The 22,808-nt window shown below is 36.6% G+C and carries 24 protein-coding genes; 9 read left to right on the plus strand and 15 right to left on the minus strand.

Annotated elements, in window-relative coordinates:
- Positions 1-92: 92 nt before the first annotated feature.
- From DNG35_RS08420 to DNG35_RS08440, 5 genes are all read left to right on the plus strand, one after another.
- Positions 93-953 (plus strand): SPFH domain-containing protein, encoded by an 861-nt coding sequence (locus tag DNG35_RS08420; RefSeq protein WP_111127871.1) that lies wholly within the window; start codon positions 93-95, stop codon positions 951-953.
- Positions 954-986: 33 nt separating this feature from the next.
- Positions 987-1,142: an Arc family DNA-binding protein gene (locus tag DNG35_RS08425; protein WP_111127874.1), complete on the plus strand. Its 156-nt coding sequence runs from the start codon at positions 987-989 to the stop codon at positions 1,140-1,142.
- Positions 1,143-1,145: 3 nt separating this feature from the next.
- Positions 1,146-2,519, plus strand: a complete 1,374-nt coding sequence (locus DNG35_RS08430) for a S9 family peptidase (RefSeq protein ID WP_111127877.1) — start codon at positions 1,146-1,148, stop codon at positions 2,517-2,519.
- A gap of 46 nt (positions 2,520-2,565) precedes the next feature.
- Positions 2,566-3,000 (plus strand): hypothetical protein, encoded by a 435-nt coding sequence (locus DNG35_RS08435; RefSeq protein WP_111127880.1) that lies wholly within the window; start codon positions 2,566-2,568, stop codon positions 2,998-3,000.
- A gap of 150 nt (positions 3,001-3,150) precedes the next feature.
- The gene (locus DNG35_RS08440; protein WP_146228849.1) at positions 3,151-3,855 is read left to right on the plus strand and encodes a zinc-dependent peptidase; all 705 of its coding nucleotides are present in this window, start codon (positions 3,151-3,153) and stop codon (positions 3,853-3,855) included.
- 48 nt (positions 3,856-3,903) lie between these two features.
- On the opposite strand, the gene DNG35_RS08445 is transcribed toward DNG35_RS08440, so the two are convergent.
- The 8 genes from DNG35_RS08445 to rpsO form a co-directional block, all read right to left on the minus strand.
- Positions 3,904-4,815 carry an alpha/beta fold hydrolase gene (locus DNG35_RS08445; RefSeq protein ID WP_111127887.1) on the minus strand — a complete coding sequence of 304 codons (912 nt, stop codon included), beginning with the start codon at positions 4,813-4,815 and terminating at the stop codon, positions 3,904-3,906.
- A complete protein-coding gene (rpe, locus tag DNG35_RS08450) occupies positions 4,793-5,470 on the minus strand; it encodes a ribulose-phosphate 3-epimerase (protein WP_111127890.1) in 678 nt (225 codons plus the stop codon). The genes DNG35_RS08445 and rpe overlap by 23 nt, the downstream gene beginning before the upstream one ends.
- 76 nt (positions 5,471-5,546) lie before the next feature.
- A complete protein-coding gene (locus DNG35_RS08455; protein WP_111127893.1) occupies positions 5,547-6,410 on the minus strand; it encodes an RNA polymerase sigma factor RpoD/SigA in 864 nt (287 codons plus the stop codon).
- A 207-nt stretch (positions 6,411-6,617) separates the two neighbouring features.
- Complete coding sequence (locus DNG35_RS08460) at positions 6,618-7,817, minus strand: glutamate-5-semialdehyde dehydrogenase (protein WP_111127896.1); 1,200 nt, start codon at positions 7,815-7,817, stop codon at positions 6,618-6,620.
- Positions 7,818-7,856: 39 nt separating this feature from the next.
- The gene (gene proB / locus DNG35_RS08465) at positions 7,857-8,639 is read right to left on the minus strand and encodes a glutamate 5-kinase (RefSeq protein ID WP_111127900.1); all 783 of its coding nucleotides are present in this window, start codon (positions 8,637-8,639) and stop codon (positions 7,857-7,859) included.
- 6 nt (positions 8,640-8,645) lie between these two features.
- Positions 8,646-9,464, minus strand: coding sequence for a pyrroline-5-carboxylate reductase (gene proC, locus DNG35_RS08470; protein ID WP_111127903.1), 819 nt, complete (start codon positions 9,462-9,464; stop codon positions 8,646-8,648).
- A gap of 84 nt (positions 9,465-9,548) precedes the next feature.
- Positions 9,549-11,711 (minus strand): polyribonucleotide nucleotidyltransferase, encoded by a 2,163-nt coding sequence (locus DNG35_RS08475; RefSeq protein ID WP_111127905.1) that lies wholly within the window; start codon positions 11,709-11,711, stop codon positions 9,549-9,551.
- Between the two features lie 137 nt (positions 11,712-11,848).
- Positions 11,849-12,118: a 30S ribosomal protein S15 gene (gene rpsO / locus DNG35_RS08480; RefSeq protein ID WP_111127908.1), complete on the minus strand. Its 270-nt coding sequence runs from the start codon at positions 12,116-12,118 to the stop codon at positions 11,849-11,851.
- Positions 12,119-12,253: 135 nt separating this feature from the next.
- Between rpsO and DNG35_RS08485 the strand changes: the two genes are divergently transcribed.
- From DNG35_RS08485 to DNG35_RS08495, 3 genes are all read left to right on the plus strand, one after another.
- Entirely contained in the window at positions 12,254-12,673 is a 420-nt protein-coding gene (locus tag DNG35_RS08485; protein ID WP_233494468.1) for a hypothetical protein, read from the plus strand.
- Positions 12,674-12,770: 97 nt separating this feature from the next.
- The gene (locus DNG35_RS08490; RefSeq protein WP_111127911.1) at positions 12,771-15,014 is read left to right on the plus strand and encodes a TonB-dependent receptor; all 2,244 of its coding nucleotides are present in this window, start codon (positions 12,771-12,773) and stop codon (positions 15,012-15,014) included.
- A 25-nt stretch (positions 15,015-15,039) separates the two neighbouring features.
- Positions 15,040-15,405 carry a heavy-metal-associated domain-containing protein gene (locus DNG35_RS08495; protein ID WP_111127914.1) on the plus strand — a complete coding sequence of 122 codons (366 nt, stop codon included), beginning with the start codon at positions 15,040-15,042 and terminating at the stop codon, positions 15,403-15,405.
- 122 nt (positions 15,406-15,527) lie between these two features.
- On the opposite strand, the gene accD is transcribed toward DNG35_RS08495, so the two are convergent.
- From accD to DNG35_RS08510, 3 genes are read right to left on the minus strand one after another with little or no spacing between them, the layout of a single operon-like run.
- Positions 15,528-16,385: an acetyl-CoA carboxylase, carboxyltransferase subunit beta gene (gene accD / locus DNG35_RS08500; protein ID WP_111127918.1), complete on the minus strand. Its 858-nt coding sequence runs from the start codon at positions 16,383-16,385 to the stop codon at positions 15,528-15,530.
- A gap of 11 nt (positions 16,386-16,396) precedes the next feature.
- Positions 16,397-17,470: a class II fructose-bisphosphate aldolase gene (fbaA, locus tag DNG35_RS08505; RefSeq protein WP_111127921.1), complete on the minus strand. Its 1,074-nt coding sequence runs from the start codon at positions 17,468-17,470 to the stop codon at positions 16,397-16,399.
- 47 nt (positions 17,471-17,517) lie between these two features.
- Positions 17,518-20,082 carry a BamA/TamA family outer membrane protein gene (locus DNG35_RS08510; protein ID WP_111127924.1) on the minus strand — a complete coding sequence of 855 codons (2,565 nt, stop codon included), beginning with the start codon at positions 20,080-20,082 and terminating at the stop codon, positions 17,518-17,520.
- Between the two features lie 37 nt (positions 20,083-20,119).
- Here DNG35_RS08510 and DNG35_RS08515 point away from each other — a divergent pair, with 37 nt between their 5' ends.
- The gene (locus DNG35_RS08515) at positions 20,120-20,842 is read left to right on the plus strand and encodes an RNA methyltransferase (RefSeq protein WP_111128002.1); all 723 of its coding nucleotides are present in this window, start codon (positions 20,120-20,122) and stop codon (positions 20,840-20,842) included.
- Here DNG35_RS08515 and DNG35_RS08520 read toward each other — a convergent pair.
- Genes DNG35_RS08520 through ubiE form a run of 4 tightly spaced genes read right to left on the minus strand, consistent with a single transcriptional unit; the run spans position 20,839 to position 22,642 of the window.
- A complete protein-coding gene (locus DNG35_RS08520) occupies positions 20,839-21,054 on the minus strand; it encodes a hypothetical protein (protein WP_111127927.1) in 216 nt (71 codons plus the stop codon). The two genes, DNG35_RS08515 and DNG35_RS08520, sit on opposite strands and share 4 nt — an antisense overlap.
- On the minus strand, positions 21,055-21,276 hold the full coding sequence (locus DNG35_RS08525; RefSeq protein ID WP_111127930.1) for a hypothetical protein: 222 nt from the start codon (positions 21,274-21,276) through the stop codon (positions 21,055-21,057).
- 6 nt (positions 21,277-21,282) lie between these two features.
- Positions 21,283-21,978, minus strand: a complete 696-nt coding sequence (locus tag DNG35_RS08530) for a porin family protein (RefSeq protein WP_111127933.1) — start codon at positions 21,976-21,978, stop codon at positions 21,283-21,285.
- Between the two features lie 4 nt (positions 21,979-21,982).
- A complete protein-coding gene (gene ubiE, locus DNG35_RS08535; protein WP_111128005.1) occupies positions 21,983-22,642 on the minus strand; it encodes a bifunctional demethylmenaquinone methyltransferase/2-methoxy-6-polyprenyl-1,4-benzoquinol methylase UbiE in 660 nt (219 codons plus the stop codon).
- Between the last annotated feature and the right edge of the window lie 166 nt (positions 22,643-22,808).

Here is a 22,808-nt window from a genome sequence, read left to right on the forward strand (position 1 = left end):
TGGTGGCTTTTTTTATGTGTAAATTTTAGTTTGATAATTAAATTTATTTTAATATATTTATGATATCAAATTAATATCAAAAAATTTACATTATGGAAAATGAAAAAATAGTTCATCCAATCAATGGTTATGTAATGCTTGCTCTAACATTGATTATTTTAGCAGTGATTATTGCAGGAACTGCAGTGACTAACAATCCTTGGTTTATGGCGTTAATTCCTATCTTTTTAATTTTAACTATAGGTTTTGTCATGGTTCAGCCAAATGGTTCTAGGGTGTTTATCCTTTTCGGAAAATACATGGGAACCGTCAAAAAGAATGGCTTTTATTGGGTTAACCCTTTCTATATCAAAAAGAAAATATCCTTACGAGCGAGGAACTTCGATAGCGAACGCTTAAAAGTAAATGATAAGTTAGGAAACCCAGTGATGATTAGCACTATTTTGGTTTGGCGTGTTAAGGATACCTATAAGGCTGCTTTTGATGTCGATTTTTATGAAAATTTTGTAAAAGTGCAAACCGATGCAGCCGTAAGAAAATTAGCAAGTATGTATCCGTATGATAATTTTGCTGATGAGGGTTTAGACGAAGATATCACGCTTCGCTCTAGCGTAAACGAAGTAAGCCATGCGCTCGAAAAAGAAATAGAAGAACGACTTTCGATAGCGGGAATTGAAGTGTTAGAAGCAAGAATAGGTTATTTAGCTTATGCACAAGAAATAGCCAATGCGATGCTCAAACGTCAACAGGCGACCGCAATTGTAGCAGCAAGACATAAGATTGTAGAAGGTGCGGTAAGTATGGTGGAAATGGCCTTAGACGAATTGGGTAAAAAGCAAATTGTCGATCTTGATGGAGAACGAAAAGCGGCGATGGTGAGTAACTTGATGGTGATTTTGTGTGGAGATAAAGATGCCTCACCTATAGTAAATGCAGGAACTCTAAATCATTAAAAGTATATTTGCGGCTTGTAAATAGATAGAAAAATGTCGAAGAAAAAAGGATTTGCTTTGCGGATAAATGAAGATATGCTAAAAGCTATCGAAAAATGGGCTTCTGATGAGTTTAGAAGCACCAATGGGCAAATCGAGTGGATACTTAAAGAGTATTTAAAAAAACATAATCGTTTACCAAAAAAATAAAAAATGCTTAAAAAAATTATTCCGTTCTGCTTAACGATAGCTTTCGTTTTGAACATTTCAGCCCAAGAAAAAACAACAAATGCAATCGAAGGAGATTGGAAAGGGACACTCGATGCGATGGGTGCAAAATTACGTTTAGTTTTTCATATCTCTAAAGCTGATGATGTCTATAAAGTATCGATGGATAGTCCAGACCAAGGAGTCAAAGATTTTCCTTTACAGCAAATTAGTTACGCAAATGATACTTTAAAAATTGCTCATCCTGCGATGATGATGACCTATACAGGTATTCTTAAAGCAGATAAAATAGAAGGTGATTACGCTCAAGGCGGAATGACTTTTCCGATGAATTTAGAGCGAGGAACGGTAGAATTAAAAAGACCACAAACTCCCAAAAAACCATATCCGTACAACGAAGAAGAAGTAAGCATTCTCAATCATAAAGATCAAGTCATACTTGCAGGAACTTATACGACTCCAAGAGATAAAAAAGATTTTCCGGTGGCAATTTTAATCTCTGGAAGTGGCCCGCAAGATCGTGATGAAACTCTTTTTGAACACCGCCCTTTTCTAGTATTAGCAGACCATTTAACCAAAAACGGCATCGCTGTGTTACGTTATGATGATCGTGGTATTGCCCAATCGACAGGTGATTTTGCAAAAGCGACGAGTTATGATTTTGCCAACGATGTTAAAGCAATTATTTCTTTTTTAAAAGTAACTAAAGATATCCCATCAAACAAAATATACCTTGTAGGTCATAGTGAAGGTGGGATGATTGCTCCAATCGTTAATGCTTCCGAAAAAAACTTAGGTGGATTGGTTTTAATGGCTGCACCTGGAGTTGCTATCGAACAATTATTTGTTAAACAACAATATGACCTTTACTCCAAATCAGGGATGCCTATTTCAGCAGTAGATTCTATTACAAAAAACAATAAAGGTTTTTACGAAATTTTAAATTCAGTAGAAAAGTCAGAAATAGAACTAGCATTCAGAACCTACGGGAAGTCAATAAAAATGAGTGATATAGAAATCGAAGAGCAGCTACAAGTAGCAAATGATGCTTGGTTTTATAATTTTATTACTTTCAATCCTCAAGCATATTTGCAAAAAGTAAACGTTCCAGTTTTGGCCATTAATGGCGGAAAAGACTTACAAGTAGATGCCGATATGAATTTAGCCGGAATCGAAAATGCTTTAAAAATTTCTGGAAACAAAGCTTACGAAATCAAGAAATACGATAACCTTAATCATCTTTTTCAAGAAGCAGAAACAGGCTTGCCACAAGAATATGGGAAGATAGAAGAGACCCTTTCACCAGAGGTTTTACATAAAATAGCCAATTGGATTAACGAGCGTCATTCAAAGAAGTAATGAAAAAAATCCTTACTTTTATTTCAAATTAAATAACACATTTTCAATGAAAAAAATAAGCCTACTTCTTTTTGTTAGTTTGCTACTTATCGCTTGCCAAGAAGAAAAAAGTAATTTAGAAAAGGAGCACGAAAAAGCGTTGCAAGAGGTTTTAGACGTTCATGATGAAGCCATGCCGAAAATGGGAGAATTGTCGGGTCTGATTTCAGAATTAGAACAAAAGATAGAAGAAGATTCTACGCAAGTCCAATTGGTAAAAGCAAAAACCAATTTACAAGCAGCACACGACAACATGATGTCTTGGATGAAAGACTTTGCAGAGCGTTTTCCCGATGTTTACAATGATAAAGATTATACAGACGAAGAACTTAAGGCGCAGTTAAAATTACTTGAAGTTGAGAAAGATGAGGTAAACGCAATGCGTGATTTTGTTTTTGCGAGTATTGCAGACGCCAAGCGAGTTTTAGGCAAAGAAGAATAGTCCTTTTGTAATTGAGGTGTTTTGGAAGAAGTTGAGATTTTACTAAGTGTGATCCTCTTTCTTATTTTTATAGTTGTCTTATTTTTGATAATTGTAATTTTAGGTTTATCCACCTTAGAGCGCGTTTATGCTTATTTTTTTGATAAACCTATGGTTACGTACATTCACTTTCCTTTAAAGAAACTGCCACAAGCAGATGTAAATTTTATAAAAGCTAACTTTCCTTTTTATAACAAATTAGATGTAAGAAAACAGCAATATTTTAATCATCGGGTAGCTTTTTACCTTCAGAATAAAGAGTTTATAGGCAAAGAAAATCTAGTGGTTACTCAAGACATGAAACTCAGGATTTCCGCGACAGCGGTCATGCTTACTTTTGGCATGCGTGACTACACGCTTAAAAGACTCGAGCGCTTTTTGATTTACCCTAGCATTTATTATTCAAATATAAACCATGCCTATCATAAAGGAGAGTACAATACACGCTACAAAGCGCTTATTTTTTCTTGGCAAGACCTGATGAAGGGTTTTGATGTACATAACGATAACCTCAATTTGGCCATTCACGAGTTGATGCATGTTTTGCAAATCAATAGTTATAACAATTCGAGTATCAATGCAAGTTTGTTTAAAGATTATAACCAAATGATAGAAGAAAAGCTGAAAAACAAAGCTTATCGCGAGAAGTTGGTCAATTCTAAATACTTTCGTGACTATGCGTTTACCAACCGGTTTGAATTTTTAGCCGTGCTGGTCGAAAACTTCATCGAAACACCACAAACCTTCAAAGAAAAGTTTCCTTTCTTATACAACGATATCAAGAAAATGCTCAATTTTAATTTTGCAGGGTATTAGAGTCAATTCGAGTAAGTTAAAAAAAACTGTATTGAGAATTAAGACTTGTCAGTCTAATTTATTTAAAAAAGTATGAATAGCGGAATAGTAAGCTTCTTTTCTGTCGATCCAACCATAATGTTTACATTGGTCTAAAAAAACGAGTTCAGCATGTGGTAAGATTTCATGTGCTTTTGTGGGGATACTCATACTCACCAAATCATTTTTACCATGAATGATTAACACTGGCTTTTGAAAATTTTTCATTTCATCAGAAACATCAAAATTGATAGCTCTCATATTTTGCCAAACCAAGCTATTAATTTCCGAATTTACTTCCAATAAACGTTTAGCGACAGTTTCAATTTTACTAGTGTCGTACAAATAAGCATGCGACATAAAATAAGCTCGCTTGTATCGGGTGTTATAAGACAAATCACCATTGCTTACTTTTTGGTTATAATAAGAAAACGAATCTCTAACTTTTTCAGAAAGATGTCTAGTAAAATTGGTGTTGGCAAGAAGACTCAAATCACAACCGCCAGAAGAAGATTGAATCATAGCTGAAATAGTTTCAGGATATTTAGCGGCGTAAGCATAAGCTAACATTCCGCCAAAGGAATGTCCTAAAATAACCCAAGAGTCAAACTGAAGATGACATCGTAAAACTTCGATGTCTTCTACCATGTTTTGCAACGTAATGGTTTTTGAGTTGACCTCTTTTAGTGTTGAATTACCGGTTGCTCTTTGATCATAAAGAATAACCTGATTGGTTTTTGACAATTCCTGCGCTAAACTTGCAAACCCTTTTGAACTAAAACCAGGACCACCGTTGATGATTAAAAGCGGCTTTCCTTCTCCGTATATTTCATAATAAATGTTACCATCTTCAGTAGCGATATTTCCTTGTTGTTGTGCAAATACCGAGGGAAGACTCAGGAAAAATAAAAGGTAATATTTAGCTGTTATGAATATTTTCACTTCGGGTGATTTCTTTTAAATCTCTTATGGTTTCTATAGGGTCATTAGATTTAAACACATAGCTGCCAGCCACCAAAACATTGGCGCCGCATTTTACCAGTTCTTGTGCATTTTTGTTGGTCACACCACCATCAATCTCGATTAAAGTTGTGGCATTGTTGTCAGCGATAATTTCTTGTAACTGTCTTACTTTTTTGTAAGTGTTTTCGATAAAACTTTGTCCGCCAAAACCAGGGTTAACACTCATCACACAAACCAAATCGATATCGTTGATGACATCTTCCAGCAAACTCACATTGGTATGCGGATTAAGTGCAACACCGGCTTTCATTCCTGCGTTTTTGATGGCCTGTAAAGTGCGATGCAAATGTGTACAAGCTTCGTAATGTACCGTAAGAATATCCGCGCCAAGCTCGGCAAACGTAGTGATGTAACGATCTGGGTCGACAATCATAAGATGTACATCTATGGTTTTGTTGGCATGATGGTTAATCGCTTTTAAAACCGGCATCCCAAAACTAATGTTGGGAACAAAAACACCATCCATAATGTCGATATGAAACCAATCGGCTTCGCTTTGGTTCACCATTTCGATGTCACGTTGTAGGTTGGCAAAATCTGCTGCTAGAATAGAAGGTGCTATTTTTGTGTTCATAGAGCTGTATTGTTTATACAAAAATAAGGATAATAAAAAACCCCGAAAATTTCGGGGTTACTATTTTATTGGAAAATTATCCTAAATAAGTTTTTAATATCTTACTTCTTGAGGTATGTTTTAATCTTCTGATGGCTTTTTCTTTGATTTGTCTAACGCGTTCGCGAGTCAAATCGAAGGTTTCGCCAATTTCTTCTAAGGTCATCGGGTGTTGATTACCCAATCCAAAATAGAGCTTTACGACATCGGCTTCACGAGGGGTTAAGGTCTCCAAAGCTCTTTCGATTTCTGTTTTTAACGACTCGTGTAATAACTCTTTATCAGGATTTGGAGACTCACCAAAACGTAAAACATCGTAAAGGTTAGAATCTTCACCTTCTACCAATGGTGCATCCATAGAGACGTGACGCCCAGAGTTTTTCATAGACTCTTTCACGTCGTTTACAGTCATGTCTAACTCTTTGGCAATTTCTTCTGCACTTGGCGGACGCTCATGCGATTGCTCTAAAAAAGCAAAGGTTTTATTGATTTTGTTAATCGAACCAATTTTATTCAGCGGTAAGCGAACAATTCTAGATTGCTCGGCAAGAGCTTGTAAAATAGATTGACGAATCCACCAGACTGCGTAAGAGATAAATTTAAAACCCCGGGTTTCATCAAAACGTTTGGCAGCTTTAATCAAACCTAAATTACCTTCGTTAATTAAATCGGGTAGGGTTAAACCTTGGTTTTGGTATTGTTTGGCCACCGAAACCACAAAACGCAAGTTGGCATTGGTCAATTTCTCTAAAGCTCGGTTGTCACCCGCTTTGATGCGTTGTGCTAATTCTACTTCTTCTTCAGCAGTAATTAGATCAACTTTACCAATTTCCTGTAAATATTTGTCTAAAGATGCGGTTTCTCTGTTGGTTACCTGCTTTGTAATCTTAAGCTGTCTCATTTAAAAATACCTCTTTTTTTGGGTTACATTGGGTTATACGAGCAAATGTGCATTTATGTTACAAAAGCTCCTTACTTTTTTTGCAAAAAATTGGTCGGATATTTAAAAAATAGCTTACAGCTAAGTTATAAACAAGTTTTGAAAGTTTTTAGTATAAAAATACCCGCTTTTAAATTTAAAAGCGGGTAATCTAAATGATTTTATTTTTTAAACCCTTACGTGGCCATCACCATAGACATAATATTTATTGGTGACCAATTGTTTTAAACCAAGAGGTCCACGATGATGCAGTTTATCTGTGCTGATGGCTAGTTCTGCACCTACACCCATTTGCCCTCCATCGGTAAATCTTGTGGAAGCATTATGATAAACAGCGGCACTATCTATTTGTTCCATAAAAAGCGCAGCTTCTTTTTTATCTTCGGTGAGAATAGAAGTGGAGTGACCTCCAGAATAGTGATTGATATGTTCCATGGCTTTTTCGATGCCATCGACTTGGGCGATTAAGATCTTCATCGCCAAAAACTCTTCATACCACACTTCTTCTTTGTTGATAACTTTACTCTCCGTGAGTAGGTGTTTGGTGTCTTTGTCAGTTACAACTTCCACTTTTAAATCCGTTAAGATGGAATATAGTTCTTTGATTTTAGTTTTATATCCAGGAAGATTGACATCAATCAATACTTTATCTAAGGCGTTGCATCCCGATATTTTATCGGTTTTGGCGTTGATGATCACTTTTACTGCTTTTTCCCAATCGGCATTTTTAGAGACATATAAAAAGTTATTTCCTCTACCACTAACTAGCACAGCACATTTGGCGTGTTCTTTTACGAAACCAATGAGTCTTTCGCCTCCACGCGGCACGATTAAATCCAAAGGTTCGTTTGGGTTTCTTAAAAACTCTTGAGTTTCTTGTCGATCCATCTGCATCAGTTTGATCCAAGACTTGTCTAAATTGTTTTCTTCTAGCGCTTGATGCCAACATGATTCTAAGATAAGGTTACTGTTTTTGGCTTCTTTTCCGCCTTTGAGCAAAATCTTGTTGTTGGCTTTAAAAGCTAAAACGGCTGCTTCAATCGTCACATCTGGACGTGACTCATAAATAATCATAATGGTTCCGAAAGGGGCAGTTTTGTTTATAATCTTTAAACCACTGTCTAAAGTCCTGTCGGAAATGGTTTGCCCAACGGGATCTTCTTGTTCTTTTACTTCTCTGATGGATTGGATCATACCGTCGACTTTAGCTTGATTGACTACCAAACGGTCGTAAAGTGCTTGGTCATCACGGTTAAAAGCTTCTAGGTCTTTTTTGTTTTCGGCGATAATATCATTTCTTCTAGCGTCAATAATTTGCATCATCGACTCTAAAACTTCATTTTTCTTACTGGTGTCTAATAGTTGCATTCTTTATATTTTTTATAAATTTCAATCTCTTTTTTAATTTTAATCTTCCATAATAAATTTGGTTCCTATCTCCTTTCCGTCAATGATATCAACAATTACATTAGATTTTTTACCATTGGCAATATAGGTAGGAATGTCTTTGAGGGCTGTTTGCTTGGCAATTTTAAGTTTGCTTTTCATTCCGCCTCTTCCTTCACCTTCACCTTTACTAGATGCTTGTACATACTTTTCTACATTTTGGTGTGGTGTGACTTTCTGTAATTTTTTTGACGCCGCATCATCAGGATGACCTGTATAAAGTCCATCGGTATCGGTTAAAATAATAAGCCGATCGGCATGGACCATTTCGGCTACTAAACTTGCCAGTTCGTCATTGTCTGAAAACATAGACATCGTTAGCGAAACGGCATCGTCTTCGTTAGCAATGGGAATGATTCCTTGCGAAAGCAAACCTTCATAACAATTGATCATATTCTCCCGGTGCTTTCCAGGATCAAAATCTCTTTTGGTCGCTAAAACTTGTGCGCAACGCATTCCGTAATCGTGAAAAATACTGTAATAATGACGCATCATTCTAGGTTGTCCCACCGAAGAATAAACCTGTCTGCGAATCGAAGGATTTTCGATATCACACTGGTTAAGCACTTCCTTTCCGGCAATAGCCGAACCAGAAGAAACCAAGATGACCATGATATCACGTTCGTAGAGGACGGCGATTTGTCTAACAATTTCCCTTAAAACAGGCCCTAGAATTCTATTGTCTTTGTTGGTCATAACGTTCGTACCAACTTTTACTACAATTCTTTTTATTTTGTTGATCATATTGTTTTATTTTTCTTCTTGTGATTTTCCTAATTCAACAGCTCTATTGAAAGCAGCATAAGCTGCTTCTTTAATGAGTTCATTGACATTGTTGTCTTCCATAGAGTCTAAAGCCGCTTGAGTAGTACCTCCTTTAGAGGCGACGCGATCCATCCATGTTTTTGGTGATAAATCGGATTGGTTAAAAAGCTCTACGGCTCCTTCAAAGGTGTTACTGACCAATACTTTGGAATCATAATCAGAAAAGCCCATTTTCTTGGCTGCTTCCAGCATCGATTGCATAAAATAAAACACATAGGCTGGGCCACTTCCAGAGATACCAGTAGAAGCATCGATAAATTTTTCGTTTTCTACATGAATGGAAGTTCCTGTCGTGTCTAATAAATGACGAACAATAAGCAATTCTGCTCTTGAAACCTCCTTTTTTGCTTCTGTATAAGAAGTTACTCCCTTTCCTACTTTTGCCGGAAGGTTAGGCATAGTACGAACCACTTTTTTTGCACCTAACTCGTCTTGTATTTTACCTATTTTTACACCTGCCATTAAAGAAATAAAAATCTGGTTCTGATTGATCAGAGGTTTCATTTCTTTAAATAATGTTTCGCAGTGATAAGGCTTTACAGCTATGAGAACGATGTCTGCTTGTGGAAGGCACTCCTCCAAATTTTTGTAAGTATCAAAATAACCTATTTGGTCAATTTCATTTCTTTTTACCTCACTGGTATCAAAGATTTTTACTTTTTTGTTTTTTAAAAATGGAGAACTTGCGATGCCTTCTGCATAGGTTAATCCCATGTTTCCACCACCAATTACTAATAATTTCATTTTTTGTTTTTTGTAATGTTTGGCTATAAAATAAAAAAATCCTCTTGCTAGAAGAGGATTTAAGAATAGTTTAAGGAAATATGTCTATTCAGAATCTTTTTGGTCTCTTTTCTTCTCTTCGCGAGGAGGTCTTGGTAAAAGAGCTTTTCTAGACACTTTCTCTTTTCTTGTTTTGGGATCGATACCGAAATACTTCACATCTAGAATGTCTCCTAGGTTAACTACATCAGTAACATTGTTGGTTCTTTCCCAAGCGAGTTCAGAAATGTGTAGTAAAACTTCATTTCCTGGCGCATCTGTATATTCTACTACCGCACCAAAATCTAATAATTTGATTACTTTTACTTCGTAAACACTTCCTTTTTCAGGTTTAAAAGTAATAGCGTCTATTTTAGCCAATACCTTATCGATACCTTCTTGATTTGTACCTAAGATTTCTACAATTCCTTCTTCTGTCACAGGATCTTCGTTGATCACGATTTCTGTTTTCGTTTCTTTCTGAAGCTCTTGAATCACTTTTCCTCCAGGCCCAATTAAAGCACCAATAAATTCGTTGGCAATTCTACGCGTGATCATTTTCGGAGCGTGTGCTTTTACTTCAGCATTTGGCTCACTAATCGTTTCGGTAATTTTATCTAAAATATGTAGTCTTCCATCACGGGCTTGCTTTAAAGCTTTGATTAAGATTTCGTAACTTAATCCTTTTACTTTAATATCCATCTGACAAGCGGTTATACCATCTTTTGTTCCTGTCACTTTAAAGTCCATATCACCCAGATGATCTTCATCGCCTAAAATATCAGAAAGTACAGCATATTTACCAGAATCTGCGTCAGAAATCAACCCCATCGCAATACCTGAAACTGGTTTTTTAATTTGAACACCAGCATCCATCAAAGCCATGGTTCCTGCACAAACAGTTGCCATAGAAGAAGAACCGTTAGATTCTAAAATTTCTGAAACCACACGTACTGTATAAGGACATTCTGTAGGAATCATTCCTTTTAAAGCTCTTTGTGCTAAGTTTCCGTGACCTACTTCTCTACGAGAAGTACCACGAATTGGTCTTGCCTCACCGGTTGAAAAAGGAGGGAAGTTATAGTGTAAATAAAAACTTTCTTCGCCTTCAAAACTTGGCATATCTATTTGATTGGCTTCTCTAGAGGTACCTAAAGTTACCGTTGCTAAAGCTTGGGTTTCACCTCTGGTAAAGATAGCAGAACCGTGAGTGGATGGTAAGTAGTCTACTTCACACCAAATTGGTCTAATCTCGTCTGTTTTTCTTCCGTCAAGACGTAAACCTTCGTTTAAAGTAAGGTCTCTTACGGCAGCTTTTTCCGCTTTAGCGTAATATTTAGGAATAAGTTCTGCGTAATCCTCTATCTCTTCTTCGCTAAAACTAGCTATGATCTCTTCTTTTATTTCGGCAAAAGCAGCAGAACGCTCATGTTTTGAAGAACCAGCTTTTGCGATAGCATAAACTTTATCGTATGCCATATCGTGAATTTTTTGCTGAAGTGCTTCATCTTCTCTTTCGCCTTCATATTCACGAGTTTCTTTTTTGCCAAAAGCTTCTGCTAATTTTAACTGAGCTTCACATTGTACTTTAATAGCCTCGTGAGCAAACTTGATTGCCTCGGTCATTTCTTCTTCAGAAATTTCTTTCATTTCACCTTCAACCATCATCACAGAATCTGCAGAAGCTCCAATCATCATGTCAATGTCAGAATCTTCCAGTTGAGCGCGGGTAGGGTTGATGATAAATTCGCCGTTTACACGACCAACTCTAACCTCAGAGATTGGACACTCAAAAGGTGCGTCAGAAAGCTGAATAGCTGCCGATGCAGCTAAACCTGCCATTGCATCTGGCATCACATCTTCATCATGAGACATTAACTGAATCATAATTTGCGTCTCAGCATGGTAATCTTTTGGGAATAATGGTCTTAAAACACGATCTACTAACCTCATCGTTAGAACTTCGCCGTCACTTGGTCTTGCTTCTCTCTTAAAAAAACCACCTGGGTAACGACCTGCAGCAGCAAACTTTTCTCTATAATCTACGGTTAAGGGTAAAAAATCTACATCACTTTGGTTGTAGTTAGAAACTAACGTACAAAGCAACATACAGTTCCCTGATCGAACAACCACAGAACCATGTGCTTGTTTTGCTAATTTTCCGGTTTCGATAGAGATTTCTCTACCGTCACCTAAGTCAATGACTTGTTTAAATGTCTTTGGAATCATAAATAATTTTTTCTAAAATTTTACTTTGGTCGCTGCTTTTCCTGAGCAGGCAGGGTTGTGTGTGTTGTTGTAAAGTGACCAATGAAAAACTATACTAGCTTTTAAATATAAAAAAAGGGGCGTAATGCCCCTAAGAATTATTTTCTTAATCCTAATTTCGCAACGATCTCACGATATCTGGTGATGTCTTTCTTCTTTAAGTAGTCAAGAAGTCTTCTTCTTTTACCTACCAGCGATACTAGTGAACGCTCTGAGTTAAAATCTTTCTGATTTGTTTTTAAGTGATCAGAAATGTGAGAAATACGTTTTGTAAATAAGGCAATTTGCCCTTCTGTAGAACCAGTATCGGTTTTACCGCTACCGTGTTCTGCAAATAATTTTTGCTTGTCTTCTTTTGTTAAATACATGCCAATATTATTGTAAATGATTCTTATGTATATGATAGACTTTCTATCAAGCGGCAAATATAGTGTTTTTTTCTGAATAATAATGTGTTAGTGTTTTTTTTGCTTTTTTTGCTTGATTTTTTATATTTTTGCTTCGTGAAAAACACTTTTCCTCATCAACTCTTTTCTTCGGTAATGGCAATTTTGATATTGCTATCAACAACTTCTTTTACCATACAGAAGCATTTTTGTGGTGATTTTCTCATCGATTCTGCAGTATTTACCGCTTTAGAAAAGTGTAGCAAAGAACCTTGTTCTGGTGATGCCAAAGATACTTCTATCGCAAAACCCGATTGCTGTAACGACGTAGTCGATCTGGTTGAAGGTCAAGATGTGGTGACCACCAAAAACTATGACGATTTAGAGTACGAGCAACAAGTCTTTTTGTTTGCTTTTACGCAATCGTATTTTCAACTATACGAGTACTTGCCAACGCAAGTTATTCCTCATCAAAATTATACGCCGCCAACTTTGGTGACTGATGTTCAGGTTAGTCATCAGGTTTTTCTCATTTGATTTAGAATTTTATGTATAAAGTATTTCTCTTTTCACTTTCGTGGAAACTATGAAATATATCCCTAAAACTTATTCATAAAATCTATAAATCATACAAATGAAAAATATTGTAATTACCCTGTTTACGGTTTTTCTTCCGATACTCATCTTTTCGCAAACAAAAGTAGAAGGTGTAATCTATGAAGAAGGAACCAATGTACCCCTTTTGGGAGCCAATGTGTATTGGCAAAACACCCAAGTAGGAACCGTTACCGATTTTGACGGAAAATTTAGTATTCCGTACCAATCCGACTATAAAAACCTGGTCATTAGCTATGTGGGTTTTAAAACCGATACCATTGCGGTGACCAACCCTAACCAAAAAATAAATCACAAATTGAAACCCACAAGTACGCTTAACGAAGTAAAAGTGGTTTCGCGAAAGCAAGCGACTTCCCGTTCTTACCTAGAGGCACAAAATGTCATGAATGTAAGTAGTGATGAATTGCTCAAAGCAGCTTGTTGTAACCTTTCTGAAAGTTTTGAAACCAATCCGTCTATCGATGTAAACTTCGCTGATGCCATTTCGGGAACACGGCAAATTAGAATGCTGGGTCTTACGAGTCCGTATATTTTGATTGCTATGGAAAATATCCCGACAGTTCGTGGTGCAGCCCAAGCCTACGGACTCACATTTACACCTGGAACTTGGGTGGAGAGCATCCAGATAACCAAAGGTGCTGGAAGTGTCGTGAACGGTTACGAAAGTATCGCGGGGCAAATAAATGCCGAATTGCAAAAACCAACCAAAGATGATAAATTGTTTGTCAATCTTTATGGAGCAAGTAGCGAACGTCTAGAACTGAATACCCATTTCAATACTCAACTAAGCGAGCGTTGGAGTACAGGTCTTTACCTGCACGGAAACACGCATCAAAACGAACACGATGTCAATGAGGATAACTTTTTGGATATGCCATTGTACAACCAAGTAAATGTGATGAATCGTTGGCAATATACCGACAATGAAAATGGTTTTGTGGGTTTTATCAATTTAAGATACCTCAATGACCAAAAGCAAACTGGTGAATTAGGTTTTGACCCAGAGACCGATAGATTGACGACCAATGCTTGGGGAAATGAGATCAAAACGCAACGCTATGATATTTCCGGAAAAATGGGGTATGTAAACCCGAATATACCTTGGCAAAGTTTAGGAGTGCAATTTGCATTGAGCAATCATCAGCAAGATTCTTATTTTGGATTACGTGTGTATGATATCGAACATACGAGTATTTATTCTAACGTGATTTACAACTCGATTATCAGCGATTCACGTCATAAGATTAAAACTGGCTTAAGTTTTACGCAAGACAATTACGATGAATTAGTAGAAACTACAGCTTATGAGCGAATAGATAATTCAGTAGGTGGTTTTTTCGAATATAATTTCGACAACTTAGAAAAACTTAACCTTACCGCAGGTTTGCGTGCCGATTATCACAACCGATTAGGGTTTTTCTTGACGCCAAGAGTTCACGCACGTTATACCCCTTGGGAAAAATCGGCTTTTAGAGCATCTTTTGGTCGTGGCAAACGTTCAGCAAATATTTTTGCGGAAAACCAAAACCTGTTTGCAACCTCAAGAACTATCAATATCATTCCGTCTGAAGGTGGAGATATTTACGGTTTAGACCCAGAAATCGCTTGGAATTATGGTGTTTCCTACCTGCAAGGTTTCAATCTTTTTAATAGAAAAGCGGACATTACTGTAGATTTTTACCGCACCGATTTTCAAAATCAAGTGGTGGTCGATTGGGAAAATCCACGTGAAGTGAGTTTTTACAACTTAGAAAATGAGAGTTATGCCAATAGTTTTCAGATAGAAACCAATTACAATACCTTTGAACATTTTGATGTACGTCTTGCCTACAAATATTATGATGTCAAGACCAAATATCAAACAGGAGAGCTCATCAAGCCACTTACAGCGCAACATCGGTTTTTTGCGAATGCTTCTTACGAAACACACGTAAAAGAAGGGAAAACCTCACAATGGAAATTTGATGTCACTTACAATTGGTTGGGAAAACAACGTTTCTCATCTACAGCAAGTAATCCGGTAGCCTATCAATTATCAGAATATTCACCAACGGTAGGAACGATAAATGCACAAGTTACCAAAGTATTTTCACCCCGTTTTGAGATTTATGTGGGAGGAGAAAACATTACTAACGTTCGTCAAGATCGAGCAATTTTGGGAGCAGACGATCCTTTTGGTTCAAATTTTGATAGTACATTTGTGTATGGTCCTATTTTTGGGAGTTTGTACTACGCAGGACTAAGATTTAGAATACCTTAATTATAAAAACTTTAAAATATATAAAATGAAAAACTTATTAATAGCCTTATTTTTAATTACTTCAACAGCAACTTTTGCCCAAAGCAAAAACGAAAAAGCCACTTTAGAAGTAGATGGTGTTTGCGGGATGTGTAAAGAAAGAATTGAAAAAGCTTGCATCACTTCAAAAGGAGTGAAAAGTGCCATTTGGGATGTAGAAACGCACGAATTAGCATTGATTTACAATGCCCAAAAAACAGATTTAGCAACCATTAAAAAAAGAATTGCATCTGTGGGTCACGATGTAGAAGAGGTAAAAGCAACTGATGAAGCTTACAACAGTGTTCACCCTTGTTGCCGTTACAGAGACCAAGTTGTAAAAGACGATCACAAGACCGGTAAAACAGATTAAGCTCAAGGCGAAATCAAATAAAAAAAGCGACCAAAATAGGTCGCTTTTTTATGTTTTGCATTTCTGTCATTCCGATCGAAGAGAAGGAATCTCATTTTAAGATAACTTCTTTATTTTAGTGATTAAGCTCTTACTTCTCGATTTAGAATTAAATCGAGGTAAAGATTAATTTTATCTTTTAGGTCTTTACGTTTGGTAATAAAATCTAAAAATCCGTGTTCTAATAAAAACTCAGAGGTTTGGAAGCCTTCCGGTAATTCTTTCCCGGTAGTGTCACGAACCACACGCGGTCCTGCAAAACCAATTAAAGCACCTGGCTCAGAAATATTGATATCGCCCAACATCGCATAAGAAGCTGTTGTTCCGCCAGTGGTTGGATCGGTACAAAGTGAGATGTAAGGTACTTTAGCTTCAGCAAGTTGTGCTAATTTTACAGAAGTTTTTGCTAACTGCATCAACGAAAGCACTGCTTCTTGCATTCTTGCTCCTCCAGATTTTGAGATGATCATCAAAGGAATATTGTTTTTTAAGGCATAATCTGCAGCGCGAGCAATTTTCTCACCGACCACAGACCCCATCGAACCACCAATAAAAGCAAAATCCATACAAGCAATAACCAAATCTTTACCTTTTGATTTTCCTACAGCCACGCGAATGGCATCTTTAAGATTGGTTTTTTCTTCGGCTTCTTTTATTCGGTCTGGATATTTCTTTTTGTCTTCAAACTTTAAAGGATCTTTTGAAGTTAGGTTTTTGTCCAATTCCTTAAAACTATTGTTGTCAAACAAAATTTTAAAATATTCGGCACTTCCTATTCTTACGTGGTAACCATCTTCTGGACTTACATAAAAGTTGCTTTCCAATTCTTCGGCATCTACAATTTTGCCAGTCGGTGATTTGTACCATAAACCTTTTGGTACATCTTTTTTATCTTCTGTAGCGGTTTGTATCCCTTTTTTTGTTCTTTTAAACCAAGCCATATCTTCTAATTTTATTTACTTAAACTATTTACATTGTTTAAATCTTCGAAAGCCTTTTTAAGTCTTGCTTTAAAAGTTAGCTCACCTTCGCGTAACCATTTTCTTGGATCGTAATGTTTTTTGTTAGGGACATCATCACCTTCTGGATTACCTATTTGAGATTGTAAATAGTCGGTTTTATTTTTCATATAGTCTCTTACACCTTCGGTGAAAGCGTATTGCAAATCGGTATCGATGTTCATTTTGATGACACCGTAACCAATGGCTTCTCTTATTTCTTCCAAGGTAGAACCACTTCCGCCATGGAAAACAAAATCGATGTGGTTGTGACCTACATTGTATTTATCTGAAATATATTCTTGCGAATTTTTGAGAATCTTCGGAGTAAGCTTTACATTTCCTGGTTTGTAAACACCGTGAACATTCCCAAAAGCGGCAGCAATCGTAAATTGGTCACTTATTTTACTCAGCTCTTCGTAGGCATAAGCTACTTCTTCTGGTTGGGTGTAAAGTTTAGAGGAATCCACGTCAGTGTTATCTACACCGTCTTCTTCGCCACCCGTAATTCCTAACTCTATTTCTAAAGTCATCCCCATTTTGCTCATTCGAGCGAGGTATTTTTTACAGATTTCGATGTTTTCTTCCAGAGGTTCTTCACTTAAATCGATCATATGCGAACTGTAAAGTGATTTGCCTGTTTGCTTGTAAAATTCTTCACCCGCATCTAACAAACCATCAATCCACGGAAGTAATTTTTTTGCGCAGTGATCGGTGTGTAAAATCACGGTCGCTCCATAAGCTTTCGCTAATTCGTGAATGTGTTTTGCACCTGAAATTCCACCAAGAATAGCGGCTTGTTCGTTCTCGTTAGACAAACCTTTTCCGGCATTAAAAGTGGCGCCGCCATTAGAAAACTGAATGATGACAGGCGAGTTTAACTCTGCAGCGGTTTCCATTACTGTATTTACCGTATTCGAACCTACAACATTTACTGCAGGAAGGGCATAATTATGATTTTTTGCGTGGTTGAATATTTCTTGAACCTCTTTTCCTGTGGCAACTCCAGGTTTGATATTATGACTCATAAATAAAATTTACATTTAAAGTTACAAAATTAGTAAAATTATATGGGTTAGAAAGGATAATTAATTCCAACATTATAAACAGCATTCTTAAAATTGTAGTCGGTAAACCATCGTTGGTTGTCAAATGCTGGGTTATAGGTTTTAAACCCAACGTCTAGACGAATGATAAAAAAGTCGAGGTCATAGCGTAAACCAATACCAGAACTCACAGCCAATTCTTTGAGGTCTTGAAAACCAGAAAAAACATACCTTTCGTCCTCTACGTTATCCCAAATGTTCCAGATATTACCTATATCTACAAATAAAGCACTGTGGAGTGGTCCAAATAAATTGAAACGGTATTCTCCGCTAAAAGCAAGTTTCATGTTGGCTTCGTTAAACTCGTTGATACCACCAGAACTTCCTGGGCCTAAATCGAAAGCTTGCCAACCGCGATTGTCGTTGGCTCCACCAGCGTAAAAGCTTCGTGCAAACGGAATATTGTTGGAATTTCCATAAGGAACCGCCAAACCACCAAAAGCTCGTAGGGCAATAATATGGTCGCGCCCTAAATCCCAATAATTAATAAAATCTAATTCACCTTTGAGGTATTGTGAATATTGTACACCAAACAAATCGTAACCCCCGTTAGAATTTTCTTTCAGATTTAATGCGGGAGCAATGAGCGAAAGCGAATTTCCCGCGGATTCCAATTTTGCTCTAAATTTGGTGAAGTCGTCGTCATAGATACCTTCTCGTGTACTTTTGATGTAGCTAAAGCTGGTTGCAACAATCAAGTTGTTTTCGGTGAGACGATCTCTACGTTCTCTGATATTCCGTACTTGCTGATTATCTTCGTTGGTAAAGTTATAAGTTCCATTGTCAAAATCGGTGATAAAACCATTGGCTCCCGAAGGAATAAGCAAATCTGGAGGACCTTCTTGATCGGGTTCTAATTCTTCGAAATAATCAGGATTAACTTGACCCATATTTTCTTGGGCAACATTGTTTAAGCGATCAAAAGAATTACGGTAAACATTAAAATAATTACCCGCGTTGAGGTTACGTACATATTGTAGGTCTAGTAAATTAAAAATGTGCGTGAGTTGCTTATTGGGATACCACCTAAACGTATATTTTCCCGTAACGTTTTGCTTATCGAGCCCTATATTTCTTTGTGTACTCAAACCTGCACTAAAAGTGGTGAAAGGCGACATTTCTTTTGGAATAACCTTATCGGAACCGAGAAACGGAAATACAATTCGAGGCATCGTTAAACTCACGTCGGCACCAACTTCTGAAATATTAAAAAAGCGATCGTCTTCTATAGCGGCATCGTTAGATGAACCGATATTTGCCCTTGCTGAAATATCCAGAATTTCTGCTCCGCCAAAAACATTTCTAATGATAAGCGAGGGCGCAACTGTCATCCCAAAATCTTGAATATTACTACGCGAAACGCTAAAATCCATTCCAAAACCATATTTAGGTTTCTGGTTGAGAAAAACATTGGCAATAAGCCAAGTACCAGTAGTATCTGCAGGGTCGTGTTGGTAATTGATGGTAGGGTATTTAAAAACACCCAATTCGTTTACCCGTTTGTAAGTGAGCGAACGATCACGGTCACTATAAACACTTCCTTTATGGATAAAGACAGGATCGGTAATGGCTTTTCTCTTGAACTCGATTTCATCGAAACCATAAATCACATAACCGTCATAATGAATTGAATCGGTGACGGGTCTGTCTTTATTTTCGAAAGAATAATCGGTAAAAATATTAACGCCACTTATGGTATGAACCTTATAGGGAACTTTATAGGTCGTGTCGGTTTTATTTACCGTTCTTTTATTAATGGTGAGGTTTACGTTTACCTTGTGACCAGTATTAATGGTATCTGCCTCGTAAGTGATAAATTCTTTTTCGAAGTGATACAGACCTTGATTCCTGAAATTTTCGGTTATTCTTGTTCTTTCGTTATCAAAATCCTCTGTTCGGTATTGTTTACCTTTTTTTATTAGCGAACCGTCTTCTATTTTCGCATAAAGCGAATCGGCAACATCGGGAATTCTCTTGGTAATCGAATCGACAATATAAGGTGTTCGGGTTTTTACGGTGTAGGTGACTTGCGCCCGTTTGTCATCACCGCGATCTATGGTATAGTCGGTTTCTGCATTAAACCAACCGTTGTTCCAATACCAAGCACGAAGTTTTTCGGCAGATTTTTTGGTTTTCTCTTCACTTAAAATAACTGGAGCTTCACCACTTTTTTTCAAGCCATTATTAAGGCCAACATAACCTCTTCTTATTCTGGCTACTTGTTTGTTAGAATATATTTTATTTAAATTTTCTCTGCGGTTTGGCTTTTTGTCTAACCAAAGTGTAAACGTAGAATCGGGGTTTGGGTCTGCCAGGTTAAAAATGTGTAGTTTTAGCGGAAAACCCAAAGGGGCATCATTAGGTTGCTGGTAGAGCAAGCTACTGACATCATTGCTTTTCTCTTTTTCATCGTTTACCAAAATAGTGTTTTGAGTGAGCAAATGCTGCTTGTCACCAACTCTTTTTACGGCATTACAACCCGATAGCATCAGAACAAAAAGAAATAGTGCTATTTTTGTGAACGATATCTTCAAGAAGCTAGAAAATTTAGGTTCAAAAATACATGAAATTATGCTTACTAAAAGCCAAATAAAGTTAATAAACAGTTTATCACAAAAAAAGTACCGAAATCAAAACCAGCTTTTTGTAGTCGAAGGCATCAAGGTGATTAAAGAATTTTTGAATTCTTCTTTCGTACTTGAAAAACTCTACGCTACTGCGGATATATTTTATACCTCCCATGATAAGATTGAGCTGATTTCTGAAAAGGAGTTACAAAAAATCACGAATCTAAAAACGGCGCAAACGGCTTTGGCAGTGTTTCAAATTCCGAAAAAGCAAGAGAAAAAAATCACGGGTTTAACTTTGGCTTTAGACGGTATTCGTGACCCGGGAAACCTCGGTACAATCATCAGGCTTTGTGATTGGTTTGATGTGCAAAACCTCATCTGTTCTGAAGATACCGTAGATTGTTTTAATGAAAAAGTAGTACAAGCTTCGATGGGTTCGCTGTCGCGGATTATTCCACAATATGTCGATTTAAAAATGACTTTAAACGAAACAAAACAACCCATTTTTGGAGCTTTTATGGACGGTAAAAATATTTATAAAACCTCACTTCCTAAAGAAGGTGTTTTGGTTTTGGGCAACGAAGCCAATGGTATTTCTAAGCCAATCGTAGAACTGATGACCCAAAAAATAGCGATTCCACAATTTGGGAAACCACATACCGAAAGTTTGAATGTTGCCACCGCGACTGCGATTTTGTTGAGTGAGTTTAAAAGGAGTTTTTAGTTTTCTTTTTTGATTTGGTTTTTGAGAACAAACCAATAAAAAAGAATCATAAAAAGACTTTGTGTAGAAAAATGAAAAAGAAATCTTTCTGTGTGGAAATTTTCACCTTTTGAATAATAGTAACCAGCCATTAGAGAAGCGTGAATTAATCCAAATCCTAAACCTAATAGAATAGACTTTTTTATCGCTTGCTTTTTGGTAAGGTTTTTCATTTAACTATTCTCTTTTTTCAACCTTCTTTTATAATTTATCCAGCTAAAACCTATCAAAATAGCACTAAAAAATATAAAATCTAGTGTTAGTTTAGAGAATTTAAATCTATCATGTTCATAATATTCAACAATAGCCATTAATGAAGCATAAACTACGCTGCCAAGTAATATAGCAATTGTATGACCAATAATTATTTTCTTTCTACTTACTTTCTTGCTCATAAATTTTTACTGAAACGTAAAATTAATAAAAATACCTCGGGTTTGCATTTGGCTAATGTTGCTGGTAAAAATACTCCCGGGTTCGTTGTCGGGTTTTAACTCATCGTTGAGCCCAAAAACTCCACGAATAGAAGGTGTAAACTTAAAGTAAGGCAAGTAAAAATCGATACCAAAACCTATTTCGTAAAAATAGGCGTTGTTCATCATTCTAAATTCGCCAGCAGTGTTGTCGTCTGGGTTGTCCTGGTTACTCGAGAGGTTAATTGCGTAGGAAGCTCCGCCCACCACAAAAGGCTTGAAATTGTTCAAGCGTTTGGTAGAAAATTTCACTAAAAGTGGAATGTGTACATAGGTAGATTTTACCTCTCTGAAATTACGTTCTGTCACTTCAGGAAAAGTGATGTTTCTGTTGGCAAAAACAACGCCAGGTTCTAAGCGTAAATCGATATAATCGTTGATTCTCATATTTCCGAGAAGCCCCACATTAAAACCAAGACTTTTTTCTACAATAATATCTTCGGTGGGGTGTTCTTCATATTCAAACTTAAAATCATACGAATTGAATCCTAAAAAGTAACCCCAAGACCAACGTTGTTTGTCAAAATTTTCTTTGTTTTTTATTTTTTCTTTAGAGAAAATACCTTGAGCTTCTATGTTTTGGAAAGAAACAAATAATAATAAAATAAAAACAATTTTCTTCATAAATCTATTTACTTGAAGTGTAAATGGTGGCAACTCCCATCGTTTGCGGATGATGTTGTACATGTGTAAACCCAATTTTTGCTAAAATATTGTTGAAAGCTTTCCCGTGCGGAAAAACAGAAGCGCTATCGCTCAAATATTTGTAAGCCACTTTATCTTTTGAAAAGATTTTTCCGATAAGTGGTAAAATGTACCTGCAATAGATTTTATAACCTTGTTTAAATGGAAATTTGGTAGGAACCGAAGTCTCCAATACCACAAATATTCCACTAGGAGCGAGAACCCGATATATTTCTGAAAGTCCTTTTTCTAAGGTTTCAAAATTACGCACGCCAAAAGAAACCGTAATTGCATCAAAAGTATTGTTTTCGAAAGGTAAATTTTCGGAGTCCCCTTGTTTGAGTTCGATATCAAGGTTTTTTTCTGCCACTTTTTTTCTGCCTACTTTTAGCATGCCTTCCGAAAGGTCGAGACCAATCACGTTTTTTACGCCCGCTTCGGCAAGACTTATGGCAAGATCACCAGTTCCTGTAGCGATATCCAAGGCATTTTTAGGCTTGGTTTCCACCACTTTTTTAATCACTTTTTTTCGCCAACTTTTGTCAATTCCAAAAGAAATCACTCGGTTTAAACCATCATAACCATCAGAAATGGTGTCAAACATCTGCTGAACTTGCTGTTTCTTTTCTAGGCTTGAGTCTTTATACGGAGTTACTTTTTTCACTGCAAAAATTTTGGCAAATATAAGAGTTACTACCTAAACTTAATTTCTCATTTATAAATATTTAAGGGAAGATTTTATAGAACGTTTGCAAATTACCTATCTTTGT

The sequence above is a fragment of the Mesonia sp. K7 genome (genome assembly GCF_003233725.1).
Taxonomy (GTDB): Bacteria; Bacteroidota; Bacteroidia; order Flavobacteriales; family Flavobacteriaceae; genus Mesonia.

Excerpts from the sequence above, each read along its gene's own strand:
- DNG35_RS08420 (WP_111127871.1), top strand. The coding sequence starts at position 93 with ATGGAAAATGAAAAAATAGTTCATCCAATCAATGGTTATGTAATGCTT.
- DNG35_RS08425 (WP_111127874.1), top strand. The coding sequence starts at position 987 with ATGTCGAAGAAAAAAGGATTTGCTTTGCGGATAAATGAAGATATGCTA.
- DNG35_RS08430 (WP_111127877.1), top strand. The coding sequence starts at position 1,146 with ATGCTTAAAAAAATTATTCCGTTCTGCTTAACGATAGCTTTCGTTTTG.
- DNG35_RS08435 (WP_111127880.1), top strand. The coding sequence starts at position 2,566 with ATGAAAAAAATAAGCCTACTTCTTTTTGTTAGTTTGCTACTTATCGCT.
- DNG35_RS08440 (WP_146228849.1), top strand. The coding sequence starts at position 3,151 with ATGGTTACGTACATTCACTTTCCTTTAAAGAAACTGCCACAAGCAGAT.
- rpe (WP_111127890.1), bottom strand. The coding sequence starts at position 5,470 with ATGAACACAAAAATAGCACCTTCTATTCTAGCAGCAGATTTTGCCAAC.
- DNG35_RS08455 (WP_111127893.1), bottom strand. The coding sequence starts at position 6,410 with ATGAGACAGCTTAAGATTACAAAGCAGGTAACCAACAGAGAAACCGCA.
- DNG35_RS08460 (WP_111127896.1), bottom strand. The coding sequence starts at position 7,817 with ATGCAACTATTAGACACCAGTAAGAAAAATGAAGTTTTAGAGTCGATG.
- proB (WP_111127900.1), bottom strand. The coding sequence starts at position 8,639 with ATGATCAACAAAATAAAAAGAATTGTAGTAAAAGTTGGTACGAACGTT.
- proC (WP_111127903.1), bottom strand. The coding sequence starts at position 9,464 with ATGAAATTATTAGTAATTGGTGGTGGAAACATGGGATTAACCTATGCA.
- DNG35_RS08475 (WP_111127905.1), bottom strand. The coding sequence starts at position 11,711 with ATGATTCCAAAGACATTTAAACAAGTCATTGACTTAGGTGACGGTAGA.
- rpsO (WP_111127908.1), bottom strand. The coding sequence starts at position 12,118 with ATGTATTTAACAAAAGAAGACAAGCAAAAATTATTTGCAGAACACGGT.
- DNG35_RS08490 (WP_111127911.1), top strand. The coding sequence starts at position 12,771 with ATGAAAAATATTGTAATTACCCTGTTTACGGTTTTTCTTCCGATACTC.
- DNG35_RS08495 (WP_111127914.1), top strand. The coding sequence starts at position 15,040 with ATGAAAAACTTATTAATAGCCTTATTTTTAATTACTTCAACAGCAACT.
- accD (WP_111127918.1), bottom strand. The coding sequence starts at position 16,385 with ATGGCTTGGTTTAAAAGAACAAAAAAAGGGATACAAACCGCTACAGAA.
- fbaA (WP_111127921.1), bottom strand. The coding sequence starts at position 17,470 with ATGAGTCATAATATCAAACCTGGAGTTGCCACAGGAAAAGAGGTTCAA.
- DNG35_RS08515 (WP_111128002.1), top strand. The coding sequence starts at position 20,120 with ATGCTTACTAAAAGCCAAATAAAGTTAATAAACAGTTTATCACAAAAA.
- DNG35_RS08520 (WP_111127927.1), bottom strand. The coding sequence starts at position 21,054 with ATGAAAAACCTTACCAAAAAGCAAGCGATAAAAAAGTCTATTCTATTA.
- DNG35_RS08525 (WP_111127930.1), bottom strand. The coding sequence starts at position 21,276 with ATGAGCAAGAAAGTAAGTAGAAAGAAAATAATTATTGGTCATACAATT.
- DNG35_RS08530 (WP_111127933.1), bottom strand. The coding sequence starts at position 21,978 with ATGAAGAAAATTGTTTTTATTTTATTATTATTTGTTTCTTTCCAAAAC.
- ubiE (WP_111128005.1), bottom strand. The coding sequence starts at position 22,642 with ATGTTTGACACCATTTCTGATGGTTATGATGGTTTAAACCGAGTGATT.